The organism is Streptomyces albipurpureus, from assembly GCF_023701525.1.
In the GTDB taxonomy this organism is placed as follows: Bacteria; Actinomycetota; Actinomycetes; order Streptomycetales; family Streptomycetaceae; genus Streptomyces; species Streptomyces albipurpureus.
Genome location: NZ_JAMQAW010000036.1, coordinates 1 through 20,848, shown reverse-complemented (window position 1 = coordinate 20,848; position 20,848 = coordinate 1). Strand labels below are relative to the sequence as shown.

Annotated in this window: 16 protein-coding genes and 2 tRNA genes; 12 read left to right on the top strand and 6 right to left on the bottom strand. The window is 68.9% G+C overall.

What is annotated here, in order from left to right:
* Nucleotides 1-45 precede the first annotated feature (45 nt).
* From NBG84_RS27230 to NBG84_RS27215, 4 genes are read left to right on the top strand one after another with little or no spacing between them, the layout of a single operon-like run.
* Nucleotides 46-1,377: a polyprenyl synthetase family protein gene (locus NBG84_RS27230; protein WP_425608719.1), complete on the top strand. Its 1,332-nt coding sequence runs from the start codon at nt 46-48 to the stop codon at nt 1,375-1,377.
* Nucleotides 1,374-2,951: a phytoene desaturase gene (locus tag NBG84_RS27225; RefSeq protein WP_250922264.1), complete on the top strand. Its 1,578-nt coding sequence runs from the start codon at nt 1,374-1,376 to the stop codon at nt 2,949-2,951. The genes NBG84_RS27230 and NBG84_RS27225 overlap by 4 nt, the downstream gene beginning before the upstream one ends.
* On the top strand, nt 2,948-3,958 hold the full coding sequence (locus NBG84_RS27220) for a phytoene/squalene synthase family protein (RefSeq protein ID WP_250922263.1): 1,011 nt from the start codon (nt 2,948-2,950) through the stop codon (nt 3,956-3,958). The genes NBG84_RS27225 and NBG84_RS27220 overlap by 4 nt, the downstream gene beginning before the upstream one ends.
* Nucleotides 3,955-5,016 carry a Rieske (2Fe-2S) protein gene (locus NBG84_RS27215; protein ID WP_250922262.1) on the top strand — a complete coding sequence of 354 codons (1,062 nt, stop codon included), beginning with the start codon at nt 3,955-3,957 and terminating at the stop codon, nt 5,014-5,016. Before NBG84_RS27220 ends, NBG84_RS27215 begins: the two co-directional genes overlap by 4 nt.
* A 53-nt stretch (nt 5,017-5,069) precedes the next feature.
* Here the strand turns inward: NBG84_RS27215 and NBG84_RS27210 are convergent, their stop codons facing one another.
* The 3 genes from NBG84_RS27210 to NBG84_RS27200 are packed head-to-tail and all read right to left on the bottom strand — an operon-like array spanning nt 5,070 to nt 8,616.
* The gene (locus NBG84_RS27210; protein ID WP_250922261.1) at nt 5,070-6,608 is read right to left on the bottom strand and encodes an FAD-dependent oxidoreductase; all 1,539 of its coding nucleotides are present in this window, start codon (nt 6,606-6,608) and stop codon (nt 5,070-5,072) included.
* Nucleotides 6,602-7,357 carry a class I SAM-dependent methyltransferase gene (locus NBG84_RS27205; RefSeq protein ID WP_250922260.1) on the bottom strand — a complete coding sequence of 252 codons (756 nt, stop codon included), beginning with the start codon at nt 7,355-7,357 and terminating at the stop codon, nt 6,602-6,604. Before NBG84_RS27205 ends, NBG84_RS27210 begins: the two co-directional genes overlap by 7 nt.
* Nucleotides 7,354-8,616, bottom strand: coding sequence for a lycopene cyclase family protein (locus NBG84_RS27200; protein ID WP_250922259.1), 1,263 nt, complete (start codon nt 8,614-8,616; stop codon nt 7,354-7,356). The genes NBG84_RS27205 and NBG84_RS27200 overlap by 4 nt, the downstream gene beginning before the upstream one ends.
* Nucleotides 8,617-8,911: 295 nt before the next feature.
* Here NBG84_RS27200 and NBG84_RS27195 point away from each other — a divergent pair, with 295 nt between their 5' ends.
* Nucleotides 8,912-9,358, top strand: a complete 447-nt coding sequence (locus NBG84_RS27195; RefSeq protein ID WP_250922258.1) for an HD domain-containing protein — start codon at nt 8,912-8,914, stop codon at nt 9,356-9,358.
* A gap of 50 nt (nt 9,359-9,408) precedes the next feature.
* On the opposite strand, the gene NBG84_RS27190 is transcribed toward NBG84_RS27195, so the two are convergent.
* Nucleotides 9,409-10,614, bottom strand: coding sequence for an acyltransferase family protein (locus NBG84_RS27190; protein ID WP_250922257.1), 1,206 nt, complete (start codon nt 10,612-10,614; stop codon nt 9,409-9,411).
* Between the two features lie 411 nt (nt 10,615-11,025).
* On the opposite strand from NBG84_RS27190, the gene NBG84_RS27185 reads away from it, so the two are divergent.
* Nucleotides 11,026-11,220: a hypothetical protein gene (locus NBG84_RS27185; protein WP_250922256.1), complete on the top strand. Its 195-nt coding sequence runs from the start codon at nt 11,026-11,028 to the stop codon at nt 11,218-11,220.
* 247 nt (nt 11,221-11,467) lie between these two features.
* Here the strand turns inward: NBG84_RS27185 and NBG84_RS27180 are convergent.
* Nucleotides 11,468-11,541 (bottom strand) — tRNA-Gly (locus tag NBG84_RS27180).
* Nucleotides 11,542-11,716: 175 nt separating this feature from the next.
* On the opposite strand from NBG84_RS27180, the gene NBG84_RS27175 reads away from it, so the two are divergent.
* From NBG84_RS27175 to clpX, 5 genes are all read left to right on the top strand, one after another.
* A tRNA-Pro gene (locus tag NBG84_RS27175) sits at nt 11,717-11,793 on the top strand.
* Between the two features lie 179 nt (nt 11,794-11,972).
* On the top strand, nt 11,973-13,388 hold the full coding sequence (gene tig, locus NBG84_RS27170; protein WP_250922255.1) for a trigger factor: 1,416 nt from the start codon (nt 11,973-11,975) through the stop codon (nt 13,386-13,388).
* A gap of 240 nt (nt 13,389-13,628) precedes the next feature.
* Nucleotides 13,629-14,234 (top strand): ATP-dependent Clp protease proteolytic subunit, encoded by a 606-nt coding sequence (locus tag NBG84_RS27165; protein ID WP_250922628.1) that lies wholly within the window; start codon nt 13,629-13,631, stop codon nt 14,232-14,234.
* A gap of 106 nt (nt 14,235-14,340) precedes the next feature.
* On the top strand, nt 14,341-15,000 hold the full coding sequence (locus NBG84_RS27160; protein WP_250922254.1) for an ATP-dependent Clp protease proteolytic subunit: 660 nt from the start codon (nt 14,341-14,343) through the stop codon (nt 14,998-15,000).
* 145 nt (nt 15,001-15,145) lie between these two features.
* Nucleotides 15,146-16,429, top strand: coding sequence for an ATP-dependent Clp protease ATP-binding subunit ClpX (clpX, locus tag NBG84_RS27155; RefSeq protein WP_250922253.1), 1,284 nt, complete (start codon nt 15,146-15,148; stop codon nt 16,427-16,429).
* A 335-nt stretch (nt 16,430-16,764) separates the two neighbouring features.
* On the opposite strand, the gene NBG84_RS27150 is transcribed toward clpX, so the two are convergent.
* The gene (locus NBG84_RS27150; RefSeq protein WP_250922252.1) at nt 16,765-17,769 is read right to left on the bottom strand and encodes a hypothetical protein; all 1,005 of its coding nucleotides are present in this window, start codon (nt 17,767-17,769) and stop codon (nt 16,765-16,767) included.
* 135 nt (nt 17,770-17,904) lie between these two features.
* Between NBG84_RS27150 and NBG84_RS27145 the strand changes: the two genes are divergently transcribed.
* Nucleotides 17,905-20,526, top strand: coding sequence for a valine--tRNA ligase (locus tag NBG84_RS27145; protein WP_250922251.1), 2,622 nt, complete (start codon nt 17,905-17,907; stop codon nt 20,524-20,526).
* Nucleotides 20,527-20,848: the final 322 nt, after the last annotated feature.

Below are 20,848 nucleotides of genomic sequence, written 5' to 3'. Positions count from 1 at the left end.
CCGGAAACACCGACAGCGCCGACAGCCAAGGCGATCCCGCTGGACATGGGCAGCCGGCTCCGCGATCCGCTGCCCGGTACCCCACCGGCAGCGGGCCCAGGTGCCGAATCCGGTCTCGCCGCCGCCGTTGAGAAGGTCCTTCGACAGCATCTACGAGACCGCGTCGACCAAGCCGCCCGCATCGACTCCGTCTTCGCCGAAGAGGTGGCCGGAAGGCTCGCCGACTTCGTACTGCGCGGCGGCAAGCGGCTGAGAGCGGGGTTTGTGTGGTGGGGCTGGCGGGTCGGCGGAGGCACCGCCGACGGCCCTCAGGCCGATGCGGCCCTCCAGCTCGGAGCCGCGCTCGAACTCCTCCAGGGCTGTGCCCTGATCCACGACGACGTCATGGACGAATCACCGATACGCCGGGGCGCCCCCGCCGTCCACGCCGGATTCGCAGAACTGCACGCCCACGCCCGGATGCGCGGATCGAGTGCGTCTTTCGGCACCGCGGCCGCCGTGCTCTGCGGTGACCTCGCGCTGTCCTGGGCCGATGACCTGATGACCGTCACCGCGCTCTCCTGCGTCCAGGGCATGCGCGTCCACCAGGAATGGCAGGCGATGCGCACGGAACTGGTCGCGGGTCAGTACCTCGATATGCACGCCCAGGCCAACCGCTCATCCGAAGTCGCCCAGGCCGTCCGGATCGCCGGGCTCAAGAGCGCCCTCTACACCGTGGAACGCCCGCTCGCGCTGGGCGCCGCCCTCGCGGGAGCCGATGAGGCCACCACGTCCGCGCTCCGCTCGGCGGGTCGCTGCGCGGGCATCGCGTTCCAGTTGCGGGACGACCTGCTCGGTGTCTTCGGCGACCCGGCGATCACCGGTAAGCCATCCGGCGACGATCTCCGCGACGGAAAACCCACCTATCTGCGCGCCGCCGCCGTCCAACTGGCGAAGTCGACCGGCGATCACCACGCGGTCCGAGCGCTCACTCGCGAACCCCGTCCCACACCGCTCAGCGACACCGAACTGGCCGCCCTGCGCGACGCCATCGAGCGGACCGGAGCGCGCGCCGCCGTCGAGGACAAGATCGGCCGACTGGTCGAACTGGGCATCCGCCATCTCAACTCCGTACGGTGCGAGCCGCACATCGTCCCCGCGCTGACCCGGCTCATCGAACGGGCCGCGGGCACCCCAGCCGCTGAGACCGCTGGCGACGCCCCACAGCCCGAAGCCAAGGCGCCCCACGCGGCACCGCGACCCAGCGGTGTCGAAGAGCCCGCCCTGGCCCACGCCCGGACACCGTCGGGAACCGAAGGCCCCGTCCGGACCACCGACCAGAGCGCTCCCCCCACCCCGGGCCATCGGGCAACCCCACCCATCGGAGGCCGGGAATGAAGACCGTACGCGGAGCAACCGACCATGTGGTCGTCATCGGAGCCGGTCTGTCCGGGCTGGCCGCCACCCTCCATCTGCTGGGCGCCGGGCGTCGGGTGACGGTCGTGGAACGCTCATCGCAGCCCGGTGGCCGCGCCGGCCGCACCCGCGTCGGCGGCTATCACATCGACACCGGCCCCACCGTTCTGACCATGCCCGAACTCGCCGATGAGGCCTTCGCCGCGGTGGGTGACTCGCTGGCCGACCGCCTGGAGCTGACCGAACTGCACCCCGCCTACCACGCCCGCTTCGCCGATGGCTCCCAACTGGACGTGCACACCGGCGCGGACGCCATGGAAGAGGAGATCCGCCGCTTCGCCGGTCCGGGCGAAGCGGCCGGCTACCGTCGGTTGCGCCACTGGCTTGAGGCCCTCTACCAGGCCCAGATGCGTCGCTTTATCGACACCAACTTCGACTCGCCCCTCCAACTCCTCCACCCGGACCTCGCCCGGCTCGCCGCCCTTCGCGCCTTCGGCACCCTCGACGGCCAGATCGGCCGCTTCCTCGCCGACCCCCGACTGCGCCGGGTCTTCTCCTTCCAGGCCCTCTACGCCGGAGTACCGCCCGCCCGAGCCCTCGCCGCCTATGCCGTGATCGCCTATATGGACACGGTGGCCGGCGTCTACTTCCCGCGCGGCGGCATGCACGCCCTCCCCCGCGCGATGGCCGACTCGGCAGGGGACGCGGGCGCGGTCTTCCACTACGACACCGAGGCCAGCGGCCTGCGCCGCTCCGGCGGCCGGGTCACCGCCGTACAGCTGGCCTCCGGCGAAGAACTGGCCTGCGACGCCGTCGTCCTCAGCCCCGACCTACCCGTGGTCTACTCGCTGCTGGGCCGCACCCCCCGCCGCCCGATCCGGCTGCGGCACTCCCCGTCCGCCGTGATCATCCATGCGGGCACCAATCGCACCTGGCCCGAACTCGGCCATCACACCATCTCGTTCGGCGATGCCTGGAAGGGCACCTTCGACGAGCTCACCCGCACCGGTCAGCTGATGAGCGATCCCTCGCTCCTGATCACCCGACCCACCACCCACGATCCCTCCCTCGCCCCCGACGGCCGGCATCTGCACTACGTCCTGGCGCCCTGCCCCAACACCGAGACCGGCCCGTCGGCCGCCGACTGGGAGGGTCTCGCCCCGCGCTACCGGGACAGCCTGATCGCCGAGTTGGAGCGCCGGGGACTCGATGGCTTCGGCGCCTCCATCGAGGCGGAACAACTGGTCACACCCGCCGACTGGACCGCCCAGGGCCATGCGGCGGGCACCCCCTTCTCCGCCGCGCACACCTTCGCCCAGACCGGCCCCTTCCGGCCGCGGAACCTGGTGCGCGGCATCGAGAACGCCGTGCTCGCCGGCTGCGGCACCACCCCGGGAGTCGGCGTCCCCACGGTCCTGATCTCCGGAAAGCTCGCCGCCGCCCGTATCACCGGGCTCGCCCAGCGCCCCCGCACTCGCACCCGTACCCAGGCCGCACCCGTACCCGCGCCACTGTCGAGCGGTACGGCCCCGCACCCGGAAAGGCAGATCCGATGACCCGGCGAGAACTCGATGCGGGAGGCATCACGGACCCGGAGCTGCGCGCCGACTACACCCACTGCCGACTCCTCAACGCCCGGCACGGGAAGACCTACTTCCTCGCCACCCGGCTGCTCCCCGTCGAGCGCCGATCGGCCGTCCACGCGCTCTACGGTTTCGCCCGCTGGGCCGATGACATCGTCGACGACCTCGATTCGGGCGCGCCACCCCAGGAGCGCGACCGTGCCCTGGCCGACCTCGAACGGCAGCTCGCCACCGGGCTGCGCGACGGCCACAGCACCGAACCGGTGGTCCGCGCGCTCGCCCACACGGCCCGCACCCATGACATCCCCGCCCGGCTCTTCGCCGACTTCATGCACTCCATGCGCAGCGATCTGGAGGTCACCCACTACCCGACCTACGATGATCTGAGCGGCTATATGCATGGCTCGGCGGCCGTGATCGGACTGCAGATGCTGCCGGTGCTGGGCACGGTGGTGCCCCGCGAGGAAGCGGCGCCCCATGCCGCCGCCCTCGGGGTGGCCTTCCAACTGACCAACTTCCTCCGCGATGTGGGCGAAGACCTGGACCGGGGCCGGGTCTATCTGCCCGAGGACCTCCTGGCCGCCCATGGCGTCGACCGCGAACTGCTGTACTGGAGCCGGGAGACCGGCCGCACCGATCCCCGCATCCGCCAAGCCCTGTTGGCTGCCTCCGAGCTGACCAAGGGCGTCTACCGGGAGGCCGAACCGGGAGTGGACATGCTCGACCCCCGCGCCCGGCCCTGCATCCGGACGGCGTTCACGCTCTACGGCTCCATCCTGGAGGCCATCGCCGATGACGACTTCAGGGTGCTCCACCGCCGTTCCGTGGTGCCGCGCAGGCGCCGGGCAGCGGTGGCGCTCGGTGGGCTGGCCGCCATCGCCGGGGCCCGACTACGTGCCCGCGGGATCCCAGCGCGCCCGGCACCGACCCCCCCGGTGGCCGTGACCGCGTCGCACCAGCGGGCACGGTGGGGACGATGAACGACCGCGCTCCCCGTGATCGGGCCCGCCGCCCAGCGCCACCGCGAAAGCCCCGTCGCCGATCGCTACCGCTGCGCACCGGTGGCAAGGTGCCCTGGGAACGGCAGGCCCCCACCTGGCGGGAGGCGAAGCCCGCCCTGATCGACGCCGCACTCAAACGGGCCAGCGCCCGCCCCAGCGGCAACTGGTACGTCATCGGCGCCTCCCGCGAGATCACCGCCGACCGCCCCTTCGGCCGGACCGTCGGCGGGGTCGAGGTCGTCGTCTGGCGCGCCCGATCCGGCGAGTTGAAGGCCGGCCCCGGCGCCTGCCCGCATCTGGGCGCCCCGCTCAAGGACAGCCGGGTCGCCTGCGGCACCCTCGTCTGCCACTGGCACGGCCTGGCGCTGGACGGCGGCCCCTTCGCCGGCTGGGAGCCCTACCCGGCGTACGACGACGGGGTCCTGGTCTGGGTTCGGCTCGATGCCCTCGGTGGCGAGGAACCACTCGACCGGCCGGTGGTGCCCGAGCGGCCCGCCGGGGCCGCGGTGGACGCGGTGTTCACCACCGTGGGGCGATGCGAACCCGAGGACATCGTGGCCAACCGGCTCGACCCCTGGCACGGAGCCTGGTTCCACCCGTACTCCTTTGTGGATCTGACGGTCGCCCAGACGCCCGAGCACAAGGCCTCCTCCACCGTCGAGGACGCTTCCGAGGACGCCTTCGCCGTCGATGTCTCCTTCAAGGTGGCCGGTCGGCTCGTGGTGCCGGTCCGTGCGGTCTTCTCCGCCCCGGAGCCTCGTACCGTGGTCATGCACATCACCGAGGGGGAGGGGGCGACCTCGGTGGTGGAGACCCATGCCACCCCACTGGCACCGGACGCGCGGGGCAACCCGCGCACCGCGGTCGTGGAGGCGGTGGTGGCCACCTCGGACCGTCGTGGCTTCGCCGTCGCCCAGAGCGCGGCACCCCTGCTACGACCGGTGATGCGCTGGGCCGCCGGGAGGCTCTGGCGGGACGATCTGGCCTACGCGGAACGACGCTGGCTGCTCCGCAGCACCGGCCGCTTCCCCGGCTGAGGCCCCCCGCCGTGGAACACCACCGGGTCGGGCGCCCGCCCGACCCGGAACCCCTACCCCAGCGCGGCCAGCGCCCTAAGCACCCCCGACCGACCCCGTCGGGGCACGGTCCACAACGGATGCCCGCGTACGCCCCAACGCTCCAGCAGGGCGTTCGCCGCCAGGAACCCGGTCGTCGCCGCCCGCTCCATCAGCGCCACCGGCAACTCGGTGCGCACCACATCGCCCGCCACCATCACACCCGGATGAGGAGTGCGTACGGTCGGTCGGGCCCGGAACCCGCCCACCGGGAAGAGCGGGCAGTCCGCCCGCCACTCATGCCGTACGTCGACGATCCCGGCCTCCCCGGTCTCCGGATAGACCTCGTGGAGTCGGGCCAGCAGCCGCTTCTGAACCAGCGCGCGATCCGCGGTCTCAGCCACCGCGTACCCGTGCAACTCGACCACCGAGCCACCGGTGCGCGCCGCCCATCGAGCCGCCTCGCCCTCCCAGCGGTCCAGCACGCTCACATTGTCGAGCCCGTCGTACCCGCTGGTGCCCAGGAACCCGGCCCGATCGGCCCGTACCGGACGATCCAGCCAGAGCCGGGAGACCACGAACGGCGGCGCGGTGCGCAGCGAGGCGATGTTCCCGCGCCACGCGGCGTCCCCCAACCGGGGGGAAGACCCGACCACCCGACGCAGCCCACCCGGATCGAGGGCCAACACCACAGCGTCGTACCGCCGCGACCGCCCCTTCGCCTCCAGCAGCAATCCCTCACCCTCTTCCGGCAGTACGCCGTCCACGGGGGTGCCCTTCTCCACCCGTACGCCGAGCCGGGTCAGATAGCTCTCCAACGGGTCCCACAGGGCCGCTGGATAGGGCTCGTTCGGGACGTCGAAGAGCAGCCCCTCCGATGAGCCGAGGAAGTAGATGTGGAACATCACCAGCAACTCGGCCGCCGACAGCTCCCGCGGGTCGGCGAAGAAACTCCGGGAGAAGACCTCGAACGCCAGATGGTGGGCCGCCTCGGGGAAGCGGATACCGGCGAGGAAGTCCCAGGCGCTGACCTGGTCGAACCGCTCGTAGACCGCGGGCACCCGGACATCCAGCAACGGCAGCGCCGCCCGCGGGTCCATCCGGGCCAGGTCCCGCCACCCGAACGTGGGGCTCAGCGCCACAAAACCCAGCGCGCTCCACGGCGGTGTGCGCGGCACCCGGGCGAAGCTGTCGGTCAGCCCGGCGCGGTGCCGCAGCGGATAGTCCGGCAGCCCGGTCAGCAGCGAGAGCGAGGGATCGGCGCGGCGCAGCAGCCCCCGGAGGTTGTAGTACTGCCGGAAGAAGGCGTGGAATCCCCGGCTCATCGTCACCGTGGAGCCATCGGCCAGTCGCTCCGGCCAGCCGGCGAGCCGGCCCCCCAGGACGGGTTCGCGTTCGTACAGCGTCACCCGTACGCCGCGTTCGGCGAGGGCCACCGCAGCCGCCAGGCCGGCGATCCCCCCGCCTACGACGGCCGTTTCGGGGCCCTCACCCGCACAGCGCCCACGGCCGGGCGCCGGCATCAGGACCTCGGCCCTACGGTCCCTGCCCCGCCTCGGCGCGCGCTTCAGCATGGGGAAGCCACCCCGTCCGGCTGGGCGGGGCCACGCCGGGCCAGGAAGGTGTGGACGATGCCGGTGCTCCAACCGGCCATGGGCACGATCCGGGTGTCGTCCATTCCCGCGCCCGCCAGCCGGGCGGCGAACCGCGGCGCGGTGTCGAAGGCCAGCACACTGCGCCAGAGGTGGTGGTAGAGCTCACGGTCACCGGTCAGGGTGCCGGCCGGGATGATCACCCCCCGGCACAGCGCGGTCCAGAGCGCTCGATGGGCCGCCGAGCCACTGAGGCTGTACTCATGGACGGCCAGCCGCCCTCCGGGCCGCAGCAGTGCGCGGACCGAGGCGAGAACCCCCTGCGCATCCGTCACATTGCGGAACAGGTACGCGGCGAAGACAGCGTCGTACCCGCTGGCGCCACCGGTGTCCGGGGTGACTGCCCGGGTCAGTTCCTCGACCGGGGAGTGCACAAAACGCACCCGCCCCGGCCAGTGCTTGGCCGCCGCCCGCTCCAGCATTCCCGCGGAGGCGTCGACCGCCGTGATCTCGGCGTGGGGCGCCGCCCTGAGCAGGGCCGCGGTCGAGGCGCCCGTACCGCAGCCGATGTCCAGCAGCTTCAGGCCCGCACCGCCATCGGGCAGTCGCAGCCGCCGCGCTGAGCGCCGTAGATCGGCGTGGTAGCCCGGGTTCATGGCCACCAGGCGGTCGTAGGTGCCCGCGGCGTGGTCAAAGGCATGGGCGAGATCCTGATCCCGCAGGAGCGTCATCGGTGCCTCTCTTCTCGGTGGGTGGAGCCTGGATGGTCCACCGCACGGTCGGTCCTGCCGCCGCTGACGGCCGCGCGTCGCAGCAGTGGTAGCTCCAGCGCGGTGCGCAGCATGGGACCCACGGGTGTGGCGAACCCGATCCGGATGTCCTCCAGCAGCCGGGTGCGGCCATCGAGGAAGCGCAGCATCCGATCCGGTGGGGTACGGCGGAAGAGCTCGGTGAAGAACTCGGGCCCGGCGACCCGCCCGGTGTCCAACGCCCGCAGCAGTACGGCGTCCATGGCCAACGCCCGCCGGGGGTGCGGCGCCGGGGCGGTGGGGCTCCCGCCGGCCCGCAGGGTGGCCGCGATCCGCCGGGTCTGCCGCTGCACGGCCGAGAAGGTGTACCCGGTCGCCGGCCGGGTGGCCCCACCCGCCGCGCCGATACGGAAGAGCGCCGGACCCTCCCGACGGCGGAAACGGGCGTCGGTCATGGGGATGACCCCTTCCTCCGCGCCGCGCACCACGATCGGGCCGAGCTTCAGCACCTCCTGGGTGTAGAGCTCCAGAGCGGATTCATAGGCCTGTCGGGACAGCGGCGCCCGGGAGAACTCCGTGTACTCCACCAGTGCGTCACGCGGGCCCAGCGGGAGGACATAGCCGAAGGCGAGCCCATGGCGGGGTTGCGGCACCCGGAAATCCATCAGCTCGACGGTGCTCGGATCGAACGCGGGTTCATCGGCATGGACGAACCAGCCGCGAAAGTGCTGGAGCAGGGTGGTGCGGGCGGGGGGTGGTGGCGCCGGCGGGCGGGAGTCGTAGAGACACCGTCCGCGTACGGTCAGCAGACGCCCGTCCTGCGTGGTGCACCGCACTTCGGCCCCCTCGGGCACGCTCCTGACCTCCTGTGCGACGGCCCGTACCTGACGTACCCGCGGGGTGTCGCGCAGCCGGTCGCCCACCACCTCCGCGAAGCGGGGGGAGGGGATCATCTTGTACCGCAGGGAGTGCAGGGTGCGTTCGATCCGCTCCCCGTCCCGGCCGTGGATGCGCAGTCGCCGCCAGGACGCGAGCACGGCCTCCTCGAACTCCCCGTCACCCTCCTCCCAGAAGCACCAGGTGCGGTCCGGCGGGCGCAGGGGCCCGTCGGGGGCTTCGACGAGGACGATGGACGGGCGATGCCCGGCGCCGGGTGCGGTCAGGGCGTGGGCCAGGGAGAGCCCGGCCGCGCCCGCGCCGACGATCACCACATCGGCCGCGATCACATCCTGGCTCAGCACGGTTCCTCCCTCGGCTCAGTAACGGGACAACCACGGGACGCCTCGGCCGTGCCCTCTGCGCGTCGGCGCCGAGTCTGCCCGCCAGGCCGGTGCGATGGCGCCCATCCTCGGTGGCCGCGCGTGGCGGCCGACTGATCGGACCCCGGGGACGCACCCTCCTCGAAGGTTCCGGCCGAACCGCCCCACCGGATGCAGTCGGACGCCATCGGTTCCCTGTTCGGTCCCGAGCCGAATCGTCCACCGGTCGCGCGCTGGACGAGGGGCGTGCGGACCGGTCGGGCCTTACAGTCAGCACATGCCGCAGTCCCTGACGCTCTCCGAGGTCGAGGCCATCGCCAGAGCCGCCCACCAAGGGCAGACCGACAAGTCCGGCCGACCGTACGCCGAGCACCTCGCCGCCGTCGCCGAAGGCGTCCGCTCCCGTGGCGGCACCGATGAGCAGATCGCCGCCGGCTGGCTCCATGACGCCGTCGAAGACCACGCACTGACCTTGGAGTGGCTCCAGACGGCCGCCCTGCACCAGTCGGTCAGGGACATCGTCCTCGCCCTCACCAAGGGGGAGGGTGAGGACCTGGAGAGCTACACCCGGCGCATTCGCAGCACACCGGGCGCCCTGCTGGTCAAAGAGGCGGACCTGGCGCACAACACCGACCCGGCACGGCTCGCCGACCTCGATGAGGCCACCAGGACCCGGCTGATCGCGAAGTACGCCAGGACCAGGGCCCTCCTCGGCCTGGAGTGACCCCGCTCGGCACGCGTCGGCGAGGATCGAGCCCGGCTCCGCGTCGCTTCTCAGCGCCGGTGCCCCAACTCGGCCGCGTCCCGACGGAACGCCCACTCCAGGTCCGGTTCGGTGGCCCAGCGCAGCGACCGCCGTACGGCTGGAGTGCACATCAGGGTCACCATCGCCGCGGCCAGCACCGTCAGCAGGACCTCGCCCGCGGGGTCGCTGAGCCAGCCGTACGCCTCGAAGACACCGCTGTACTCCGCGGCCTTCAGCGGCAGACCGTGCAGTAGATAGCCGCAGATGGTCCCGACGCCGAGAACGGTGAACCAGGTCCGACGGCGTGGAACCCACGCCAGAAACGCCACGGTGAGCAGTACTCCGCAGCCGAAGAGAACGAACGTCATCACGACCCCCGTCCACCACGCCGTGCCCAACTCCTGTGCGCTGGAGGAGCGGTAGAACCAGCCCAGGTCCATCCGGGGGGCCATCCAGTAGGCGAGGGCGAGCGCGCCCGCGAAGATCGGCAGCGCCAGCACCCGGATCTCCTGGCGGCGTACGAGTTGGAAGTGCTCGGGCCGCAGCAGCAGACCGACCACGAAGAAGGGCAGGAACTGCAGTACGCGCTGGAGGTTCAGGTCCGCCCCGATACCGGGGGTGATCGCCGCGAGTGAGGCGATGGCGAGGGCGACGGGCAGCGGGTGGCGGATCTGGCGCCAGAGCGGTGTGGTCAGGCGCCAGATGAAGAGAGCGGCCAGGAACCAGGTCAGATAGAAGGGGTCGAGCAGACTGATCGGCTGCCCGGGTTCGTTGCCCGCCCAGCGACGGAAGAGCGAGTACACCACTTCAAAGACCACATAGGGCAGGGCTATCCCGGTCAGCAGCCGTCTGACCTGGTGGGGGCGGCCGGCGTAACTCCGCGAGAAATAGCCGGAGACGATGATGAAGGCCGGCATATGGAAGGTGTAGACGAGCATGTAGAGGGCTCGTGAGGCGCGGCTTCCCTCCATGACCGGTTCCCAGGCGTGAGCCACCGCTACCAGGACAATCGCCAGATACTTCGCATTATCGAAGAATGCGTCCCGTTGCGGGGTGGGGGAACCCTTCCGGGCGGGGGTCGCGGGCTCGGCGCCGGGGGCACACCCGGTGGTGGCGGCCGGTGTCGAGCCACTCTTGGGGGTAGTCGTATCGGTCACAGTCGCCGCGGGAACGGAGTTCGGCTCCCGGGCTCGGGGGCCTGGGGCCCTGCGCAATCCATCTGGAGCGTAAGACATTCGAAGCACCCTTGTGACGGGGAGGAGCGGACGCAAAACACTTCTCGCCTGCCCCGAAGGAAACTCCTCAACCCCTTGCGATATGCCGACTATGCCCTAGTTAATCCATCTTAAAGGGGTCATATCGCCCCGCCCTTTGGGAGGTGTTGCTCCTTCACTCCCGGACCCTTGAACTCCCTGTCGCCGGCCTGTGGGTGCGGCGAGACGACCGGACCGAGATCCGCCTCCTCCACCCTTCGGCCCGGCGGTCAGGGGCGCCCCACTCGACCGGATGGCGAGATTCCGCTGTCGCCGATGTGTCAGATGGCGGCATAGAAGGCGCAGTTGGTGGCACGATGTTCATGAGGCGGGGGAAGTGCGGCGCTGCATGACCCCGGCCGGCGAGCGGACCGACCTAGGGTGTGATCTGTTGTGGCCATTTCACTGTCTGTGGTGGTGCTCTTGGGCATCATCATGGTCGTCATGATCCGCTCGGGCTCGCTCAAGGGCGGGCCCAGCATCGTTGCGGTCCTCTTCGGCTTCTTCCTGGCGTCATCGGGCATGGCCCCGTCGATCAATAGATTTCTGACGTCGATAGCCGACACGATCAACGACATCAGCTTCTGACCAGCCGCCGCCGGCTTCCGTGGGTCGTGGACCCGGTCCCCGAAGGGGCCCCTTTCGCGATGACGGCGCCGGCGGCGCGGTTCGGCGTCAGCACGTCATGACGCAACCCCAGGGCCTCCGTGGCGAGCCCGGCCGGGCGAATCGGCGAACAGTTCAGTACCTATCAATCAGTACCTATCAAGCCGTCAGAAAAACATCTGAGGCCTGGTCCACGGCGACTCGCCGTGGACCAGGCCTCAGATGTTCTTGGAGCGGGCGACGGGAATCGAACCCGCGTAGCTAGTTTGGAAGACTAGGGCTCTACCATTGAGCTACGCCCGCATACGCGGCACCGCAGGTCACACCCGTGGGAGTGCCCTTCGGTACGAGAAGCATCGTAGCGGGTTCCGGGGCACGGACGCACGCCGCTGGGGCGAGCCCCCCGAATGCGCCCCCACCTCCGAGATAAGTGGGAGCCAAGGCCCCCAAACACCCTGTACCCTACGTGTCGCACCGACGGGGTGTGGCGCAGCTTGGTAGCGCGTCCGCTTTGGGAGCGGAAGGTCGTCGGTTCGAATCCGGCCACCCCGACCAACATCATCAGAGCCTCAACAAGATCGCATTGTGGGGCTCATCCTGCGTGCGGCTACTATGCAAGCTGCGTGCCCGTGTGTCCGACGACTGAGACGTGATCCGGGCCGATCAACTGAGTCGCCACTAAGTGCGGCGGACGCGGTAGAACCCCAGTATTCAGCCATCAAGGAGACCGAACCGTGAAGAGCGCCGTGGAGACCCTGAACCCGACTCGGGTTCGGCTCACTGTCGAGGTGCCCTTCGAGGAGCTCAAGGACAGCCTCGACGCGGCGTACAAGAAGATCAACCAGCAGGTCACGGTCAAGGGCTTCCGTAAGGGCAAGGTCCCGGCCCGAGTGATCGACCAGCGGTTCGGCCGGGGTGCTGTGCTGGAGGAGGCCGTCAACGACGCCCTCCCGAAGTTCTACACCTCTGCGGTCAACGAGGCGGAGCTCAATCCGCTCGGTCAGCCCGATGTGGACATCACCGAGCTGAAGGACGGCGAAACGCTGAACTTCACCGCTGAGGTCGACATCCGCCCCGAGATCGAGATCCCGGACTACTCCGGCATCGAGGTCACCGTGGACTCCGTCGAGGTCACCGAAGAGGACATCGACAAGTCGGTGGAGCAGCTGCGTGAGCGCTTCTCCTCCACCTCCCCGGTCGAGCGCGCCGCCGAAGACGGCGACGTGGTCACGATCGACCTGGAGGCCAAGGTCGACGGCGAGGTGCTGGAGGACGGTGTGGCGAACGCCATTCCGTACACCATCGGCTCCGGTGAGCTTCTCGATGGCATCGACGACGCTGTGAAGGGCCTGGAGGCCGGTGGCGAGGCCACCTTCACCTCCGAGCTCAAGGGTGGCTCCGCCGCGGGCAAGGAGGCCGAGGTCACCGTCAAGGTCACCGAGGTCGCCGCTCGTGAGCTGCCCGCGCTGGATGATGACTTCGCGCAGTTGGCCAGTGAGTTCGACACTCTGGACGAGCTGAAGGCCGACAGCCGCAAGCGCCTCGAGAACATGAAGCAGTACGACCAGGCGACGCAGGCCCAGGAGCGTGTGCTGGAGGAGCTGCTGAAGCTGGCCGAGATCCCGATCCCCGAGAAGCTTCTCGCGGACGAGGTCAACACCCGCAAGCACAACCTTGAGCACCACCAGCTCGGCCAGATGGGCCTTGACCTGGAGAAGTACCTGGAGATCCAGGGAAAGACCGTCGAGGAGTTCGAGGCCGAGACCACGGAGCAGGCGGTCAAGGGCATCAAGACCCAGTTCCTCCTCGATGAACTGGTCACCAAGGAGAAGCTGAACGTCAACCAGGAGGAGCTCACCGAGCACCTCATGCGGCGCGCTGCTTCCTCCAACATGAGCCCCGACCAGTTCGCCCAGGCGGTTGTCGAGGGCAACCAGGTGCCGATGCTCGTGGGCGAGGTTGCCCGCGGCAAGGCGCTCGCCCTCGTGGTCGAGGCCGTGAAGGTCGTCGACACCAACGGCGAGCCCGTTGACCTGGACGTGGACGAGGAAGACGCCGCTGAGACGGCCGAGGCTGCCACAGAGGCCGTCGAGGCCGCGGACGAGGCATCCCCCGAGAACACCGAAGGTACGGAGAAGAAGGAGGCCTAGGCCTCCTCCCGCTCCTTGAGCGCAGGGCCCGGACGCGTATGTGTCCGGGCCCTGCGCCATACCTGTTTCCCTAACCACCTTGCGCTCCGAGCGAACAGTTCGGGAACCGGGATGGCGTTGTCCGACCTGCGCGTTAGGGTCCATGAATACGAGGGCAGGGGAGTACCCGCCCCCGGCTACGAAGACGCAGAGACGGCAGGCAGCCGTCAGAGACGAGCAGGTGGATACGTGACGAATCTGATGCCTTTCGCCGCCGGTGAGCCGTCCCTCGGTGGTGGCCTCGGCGACCAGGTCTACAGCCGGCTGCTCGGCGAGCGCATTATCTTCCTCGGCCAGCAGGTCGACGACGACATCGCCAACAAGATCACCGCACAGCTGCTGCTCCTTGCCGCTGACCCCGACAAGGACATCTTCCTGTACATCAACAGCCCTGGCGGCTCGGTGACGGCCGGCATGGCGGTCTACGACACCATGCAGTACATCCCGAACGACGTGGTGACCATCGGCATGGGCATGGCAGCCTCGATGGGGCAGTTCCTGCTGACCGGTGGTGCGGTGGGCAAGCGCTTCGCCCTGCCGAACACCGACATCCTCATGCACCAGGGCTCGGCCGGTCTCGGCGGCACCGCTTCCGACATCAAGATCCAGGCCGAGTATCTGCTGCGTACGAAGCAGCGCATGGCGGAGATCACCGCCCGCCACTCCGGCCAGACCGTCGAGGCGATCATCCGCGACGGCGACCGCGACCGCTGGTTCACCTCGGAAGAGGCCAAGAACTACGGCCTGATCGACGAGATCATCACCGCCGCGTCGGGTGTCCCGGGCGGCGGCGGCACCGGCGCCTGAGCGTCCGGCACAGCCCCTGTGGCGACCCGGTACCTCTCAGGCCCCCAGGCCCGCCACCCAGCCCGCGAAACGCCCCGCAGAACGCCACCAGGATGGTGAACACCACATGACCAACTTCTCCGCGAGCGGTCTCTACACCGGCCCGCAGCTGGACAACCGGTACGTCGTCCCGCGCTTTGTCGAGCGCACCTCCCAGGGCGTGCGCGAGTACGACCCGTACGCCAAGCTGTTCGAAGAGCGCATCATCTTCCTCGGCGTGCAGATCGACGACGCCTCCGCCAACGACGTCATGGCCCAGCTGCTCTGCCTGGAGTCGATGGACCCCGACCGTGACATCTCGATCTACATCAACAGCCCCGGTGGCTCCTTCACCGCGCTGACCGCGATCTACGACACGATGCAGTTCGTGAAGCCCGACATCCAGACGGTCTGCATGGGGCAGGCCGCGTCGGCGGCGGCGATCCTGCTCGCCGCGGGTACCCCCGGCAAGCGGATGGCCCTCCCGCACACGCGGGTGCTGATCCACCAGCCGTCCTCGCAGACCGGCCGTGAGCAGCTCTCCGACCTGGAGATCGCGGCCAAGGAGATCCTGCGGATGCGTGAGCAGCTGGAGGAGATGCTGGCCAAGCACTCCACCACGCCGATCGAGAAGATCCGCGACGACATCGAGCGCGACAAGATCCTCACCGCTGAGGGCGCGCTTGAGTACGGTCTCATCGACCAGATCGTCTCCACCCGCAAGACCACGGCTGCTGCTGCGGCCTGACTGGTGAGTCACCCTTGGTGCGGTGCACGACAATGTGAACCGCGCCAAGGGGGGCCCGAACGAGGGCCCCGGCAAGGTACCGTCGGATATGAGGCACCAGGAGCAGGCTGAACCAAGCCGCTCCCAGGCGAAGGGGAAGCACCTCGTGGCACGCATCGGTGATGGCGGCGACCTGCTCAAGTGCTCGTTCTGCGGAAAGAGCCAGAAGCAGGTGAAGAAGCTCATCGCAGGCCCCGGTGTGTACATCTGCGACGAGTGCATCGACCTCTGTAACGAGATCATTGAGGAGGAACTCGCCGAGACCTCCGAAGTGCGGTGGGAGGAGCTTCCCAAACCGCGTGAGATCTATGAGTTCCTCGAAAGCTATGTCGTTGGGCAGGAGCCCGCGAAGAAGGCGCTCTCGGTAGCGGTCTACAACCACTACAAGCGCGTTCAGGCCGGTGAGAACGGCGGAGCACCGGGCCGTGAGGACGCCATCGAGCTGGCCAAGTCGAACATCCTTCTGCTGGGTCCCACCGGCTCCGGCAAGACACTGCTGGCCCAGACACTGGCCCGGATGCTCAATGTGCCCTTCGCGATCGCGGACGCCACCGCGCTGACCGAGGCGGGCTATGTCGGCGAAGACGTCGAGAACATCCTGCTGAAGTTGATCCAGGCGGCCGACTACGACGTCAAGAAGGCCGAAACCGGGATCATCTACATCGATGAGATCGACAAGGTCGCCCGGAAGAGCGAGAACCCTTCGATCACCCGCGATGTATCGGGTGAAGGTGTTCAGCAGGCGCTGCTGAAGATCCTGGAAGGCACCACCGCCTCCGTGCCGCCGCAGGGCGGACGTAAGCACCCGCACCAGGAGTTCATCCAGATCGACACGACGAACGTGCTGTTCATCGTGGGCGGTGCGTTCGCCGGTCTGGAGAAGATCATTGAGTCCCGAGCAGGTGCCAAGGGCATCGGCTTCGGCGCCACGATCCGCTCCAAGCGCGAGATCGAGGCGAGCAACCAGTTCCAGGAGGTCATGCCGGAGGACCTGGTGAAGTTCGGGATGATCCCCGAGTTCATCGGCCGTCTCCCCGTACTGACCTCGGTTCACAACCTGGACCGTGAGGCACTGCTCCAGATCCTGGTCGAGCCGCGCAACGCGCTGGTGAAGCAGTACCAGCGACTCTTCGAACTCGACGGCGTCGAGCTGGACTTCGACCGTCCCGCCCTGGAAGCCATCGCCGACCAGGCCATCCTCCGCGGCACCGGCGCCCGTGGACTGCGCGCCATCATGGAGGAGGTCCTCCAGTCCGTGATGTACGAGGTTCCGTCCCGCAAGGACGTGGCCCGCGTCGTCATCACGGCCGATGTGGTCCGCAACCATGTGAACCCGACCCTGGTGCCGAGGATCGTGAAGAACGACGGACGGCACGAGAAGTCGGCATAGGGGATTCCCCGTCTAACAGACTCCCGTACACAGACCGGAGAAGGGGTGTGCGGCCGAATCCGGCCGCACACCCCTTCTCCGTGTTGATGTCACAGCGTTGATGCCACAGCGCCGAGGGCAAAGCGCGTCAGGCCCTTCCGGCCCGCGAGGGTAGATGTGCGGCACCAGGCAGTTGGGCGCCCGTTCGCGCGGCGGTGGAGCGTCAGATGGCGGTCTCCGGAAGCGTCAACGGAAAACTCCCGTCCTGGGCGGACACCAGCCAGCCCCCTGGCCGCAGAGGTTGGCCCCGCCGCAGGTCACAACGGGGCCAACCGCTCGCTGGTGCACCGCGGTTCTCAGACCTTGGTCCGGGAGGTTGTGTAGAGCTTCGCCGCCAGCTCGGCCAGCCGGTCCTGGCTCATGGGCTTACCGCCGGTTCCAAACATCTGCTTGGCGTCCATGGCGAGAACCTGACCGACAGTGCTGTAGTCGGCCCAGACACAGATCGGCAGTTCGAACGCCTTCATCGTGAGTCCGGAGGTTTCCTTGGCGGCCGGCGGTGTGAACTTGGCGTTCTGGCATTTCAACAGAGCGCCGTCAATTCCCTCCGGCTTGAACGACTTGGCTTCGCCGATCAGTTTGATGTCGGGGGCACCGGCAGTCTTCTTCTCCTCCATGCCGACTTGATTGAAGAAGGTGTCCATCGCCTTGCCCGGGTCGCTGACTTCGCCCCACACGCCGTTGAAGATGATGCCCGTGCGCTCCAACGGGTTGCCGGTGTCGCGAGATTCGTACTCGACGCCGGTCTCCTTGGGGTTCTTGATCCCCACCTCTTCGGCCCGCTTCTTGCCCTCGGCGGAGGGGTCGCGCGAATCCGCCGATCCCTTACGGGTGTAGTCCTCCAGCGACGCGGCGGGGGTGATCTTGTACCCCTTGGTGCTGTCCGACACCGAGCTGTTGCTGGTGCCCTCGTCGCGCATGAGGAAGAACGCCCCGCCGGCCACCACGGCGAGTGCCACCACGGAAGCGCCGATGATCAGACCGGTCTTCTTCTTCGGAGCGGGCGGCGGGGGCGGGACCTGGCCCGGGTACTGCGGCTGCTGTCCGTACGGCCCCGGCTGCTGCGGCGCGCCCCACTGCCCCGGCTGCTGCTGCGGCGGCTGGCTGTAAGGGTTCTGCTGCTGGGGGACACCCTGCGGAGCCTGCTGCGGATAGCCATAGGGCCCCTGGGGCCCCTGCTGTGGATACCCATAGCCGGGCTGCGGGGCCTGCGGCGGCTGCTGGCCGTAAGGACCCGGCTGACCGTACGGCCCAGGCTGCTGGGGCTGGCCACCGTACGGGCCCGGCTGGTTCTCGCTCATTCTGGGTTCCCCTCCAGATATTTATGTGGCCTGAACATCCTGACTCACCGCTGGTTGATGGAGGGCGACGGGGGTCACACCGTTACCGAACATTCCCGTTTCAGTACGACCCTGTGACACCCCTAAACTGGGCTCGTGACCGAGAACACTCAGCAGCAGCCAGCCAGCACCCCCGAACTGCCGACCCAGTACGCGCCGGCCCAGGTAGAGGGGAAGCTGTATGAGCGCTGGGTAGAGCGGGGTTACTTCACGGCGGATTCCCAGAGCGAGAAGCCGCCGTACACCATCGTCATCCCCCCGCCGAACGTCACCGGAGCGCTCCACCTGGGCCACGCGTTCCAGGTCACGCTGATGGACGCCCTCACCCGCCGCAAGCGGATGCAGGGCTATGAGGCGCTCTGGCTCCCCGGCATGGACCACGCCGGTATCGCCACCCAGAACAAGGTCGAGCAGCAGCTCGCCGAAGAGGGCAAGTCCCGCCAGGACCTGGGCCGTGAGGAATTCACCGACCGGGTCTGGCAGTGGAAAGAGGAGTACGGCGGCCGGATCCTCAGCCAGCAACGCCGCCTCGGCGCCGGCCTTGACTGGAGCCGTGAGCGCTTCACCATGGACGAGGGCCTCTCCCGGGCCGTCCAGACCATCTTCAAGAACCTCTTCGACGACGAACTGATCTACCGCGCCGAGCGCATCATCAACTGGTGCCCGCGCTGTCTCACCGCGATCTCCGACATCGAGGTCGACTACCAGGACGACAGCGGCGAGCTGGTCTCGCTGAAGTACGGCGAGGGCGATGACACCCTCGTCGTCGCGACCACCCGGGTCGAGACGATGCTCGGCGACACCGCGGTCGCGGTCCACCCCGACGACCCCCGGTACGCCCATCTGCTCGGCAAGCGGATCAAGCTGCCCCTGACCGACCGCACGATCCCCGTCGTCGCGGACACCCATGTCGACCCGGAGTTCGGCACCGGCGCGGTCAAGGTGACTCCCGCCCATGACCCGAACGACTTCGCCATCGGTCAGCGCCACGGCCTGGAATCCATGACGATCATGGACGAGCGCGGTGTGATCACCGTCCCCGGCCCGTTCGAGGGGCTCGACCGCTTCGAGGCGCGTTCCGCCATCGTCGGAGCCCTGCGCCAGCAGGGACGGATCGTCGCCGAGAAGCGCCCCTACATCCACTCCGTCGGGCACTGCTCCCGCTGCAAGACCACCATCGAGCCGCGACTCTCCCTCCAGTGGTGGGTCAAGGTCGCCCCCCTCGCCCAGGCCGCCGGGGACGCGGTCCGCGATGGACGGGTGGCCATCCACCCCGCCGACCTGTCGAAGCGCTACTTCGACTGGGTGGACAACATGCACGACTGGTGTATCTCACGGCAGCTGTGGTGGGGTCACCGCATCCCCGTCTGGTACGGCCCGAACGGCGAGACCGTCTGCGTCGGCCCCGACGAGCAGCCCCCGAGCGGCGAGGGCTGGACCCAGGACGAGGACGTCCTGGACACCTGGTTCTCCTCGGGCCTCTGGCCGTTCTCCACCCTCGGCTGGCCGGAGCGGACCGCCGACCTCAAGAAGTTCTACTCCACGGACGTCCTGGTCACCGGCCACGACATCATCTTCTTCTGGGTCGCCCGAATGATGATGTTCAGCCTCTACGCCATGGATGGCGAAGCGCCGTTCAAAACCGTTGCCCTCACCGGCCTCGTCCGTGATGAGAACGGCAAGAAGATGTCCAAGTCGTTCGGCAACGCGGTCGACCCGCTGGACTGGATGGACGCATACGGCTCCGACGCCGTCCGCTTCACCCTCGCCCGCGGAGCCAACCCCGGTGCGGACGTCCCGATCGGTGAGGACTGGGTCCAGGCCTCCCGGAACTTCGCCAACAAGATCTGGAACGCCACCCGCTTCGCGCTGATGAACGGCGCCACCGTCGAGGGCGAACTGCCGCCCGTCGCGGAACTGTCGGCGGTCGACCGGTGGATCCTGTCGCGGCTCAACTCGACCGTGGCCGAGGTCGACGCCCTCTACGACGACTTCCAGTTCGCCAAGCTCTCCGACTCGCTCTACCACTTCGCCTGGGACGAGGTCTTCGACTGGTACGTCGAGCTGTCGAAGACGACGTACTTCGCGGGTGGCGAGGCCGCGAAGGTCTCCGCACGCGTCCTGGGCGAAGTCCTCGACGTCACGCTGCGACTGCTCCACCCGATCGTGCCCTTCGTCACCGAGACCCTGTGGACCACGCTCACCGGCAGGGAATCCCTTGTCATCGCCGATTGGCCGGCGGACAGCGGCTTCCGTGACCCGGCGGCCGAGCGGGAGATCGAACTGATCCAGCGAGTCGTCACCGAGGTCCGCCGCTTCCGCAGCGACCAGGGCCTCCAGCCGGGACAGCGCGTCCCCGCCCGACTCGACCTCTCCGCCACCGCCCTGGCGCCGCATGAGGCAGCGATCCGTCAACTGCTGAGACTCCAGCCGGAAGGCGACGAGTTCAGCGCGACGGCCACCCTGCCGGTGGCGGGCGCGACCGTGGCACTCGACCTGTCCGGCACGATCGATGTGGCGGCGGAGCGCAAGCGTCTGACGAAGGACTTGGCAGCGGCGCAGAAGGAGAAGCAGCAGACGGAGGGGAAGCTGGGGAACGAGGCGTTCCTGGCGAAGGCTCCGGACAACGTGGTGGAGAAGATCCGGGGCCGCCTCGCCAAGGCCGAGGAGGAGATCACCCGCATCACCTCCCAGCTCTCGGGCCTCCCGGAGGCGTAGTTTTTGGCCTTGGGCTGTGGGGGTGCCCCTTGGCGGGGTGCTTGGCTGAGGCCTTGAGCTCTTGGGCTCGGCGCTCTTGTGTTGGGTGTTCTCACCGGGGGTGGGGGTTCTGTCCTCAAGCGCCGGACGGGCTGGGGGTGCGCCCTTGGCGGGGTGTTCGTTTCGGCGGGGGTGCTTGTGGTCGGGGCGCGGGGTGCTCGGGCTGAGCGTCCCTGTGTTGGGTGTCCTCACCGGGGGTGGAGGGTTCCGTCCTCAAGCGCCGGACGGGCTGGGGGTGCCCCCTTGGCGGGGTGCACGCTCCGACGGGGGTGCCTGTGGCCGG

Excerpts from the sequence above, each read along its gene's own strand:
- NBG84_RS27165 (WP_250922628.1), top strand. The coding sequence starts at position 13,629 with ATGCCTTTCGCCGCCGGTGAGCCGTCCCTCGGTGGTGGCCTCGGCGAC.
- NBG84_RS27230 (WP_425608719.1), top strand. The coding sequence starts at position 46 with ATGGGCAGCCGGCTCCGCGATCCGCTGCCCGGTACCCCACCGGCAGCG.
- NBG84_RS27205 (WP_250922260.1), bottom strand. The coding sequence starts at position 7,357 with ATGACGCTCCTGCGGGATCAGGATCTCGCCCATGCCTTTGACCACGCC.
- NBG84_RS27195 (WP_250922258.1), top strand. The coding sequence starts at position 8,912 with ATGCCGCAGTCCCTGACGCTCTCCGAGGTCGAGGCCATCGCCAGAGCC.
- NBG84_RS27225 (WP_250922264.1), top strand. The coding sequence starts at position 1,374 with ATGAAGACCGTACGCGGAGCAACCGACCATGTGGTCGTCATCGGAGCC.
- NBG84_RS27160 (WP_250922254.1), top strand. The coding sequence starts at position 14,341 with ATGACCAACTTCTCCGCGAGCGGTCTCTACACCGGCCCGCAGCTGGAC.
- NBG84_RS27210 (WP_250922261.1), bottom strand. The coding sequence starts at position 6,608 with ATGCTGAAGCGCGCGCCGAGGCGGGGCAGGGACCGTAGGGCCGAGGTC.
- NBG84_RS27150 (WP_250922252.1), bottom strand. The coding sequence starts at position 17,769 with ATGAGCGAGAACCAGCCGGGCCCGTACGGTGGCCAGCCCCAGCAGCCT.
- NBG84_RS27190 (WP_250922257.1), bottom strand. The coding sequence starts at position 10,614 with ATGTCTTACGCTCCAGATGGATTGCGCAGGGCCCCAGGCCCCCGAGCC.
- NBG84_RS27220 (WP_250922263.1), top strand. The coding sequence starts at position 2,948 with ATGACCCGGCGAGAACTCGATGCGGGAGGCATCACGGACCCGGAGCTG.
- NBG84_RS27215 (WP_250922262.1), top strand. The coding sequence starts at position 3,955 with ATGAACGACCGCGCTCCCCGTGATCGGGCCCGCCGCCCAGCGCCACCG.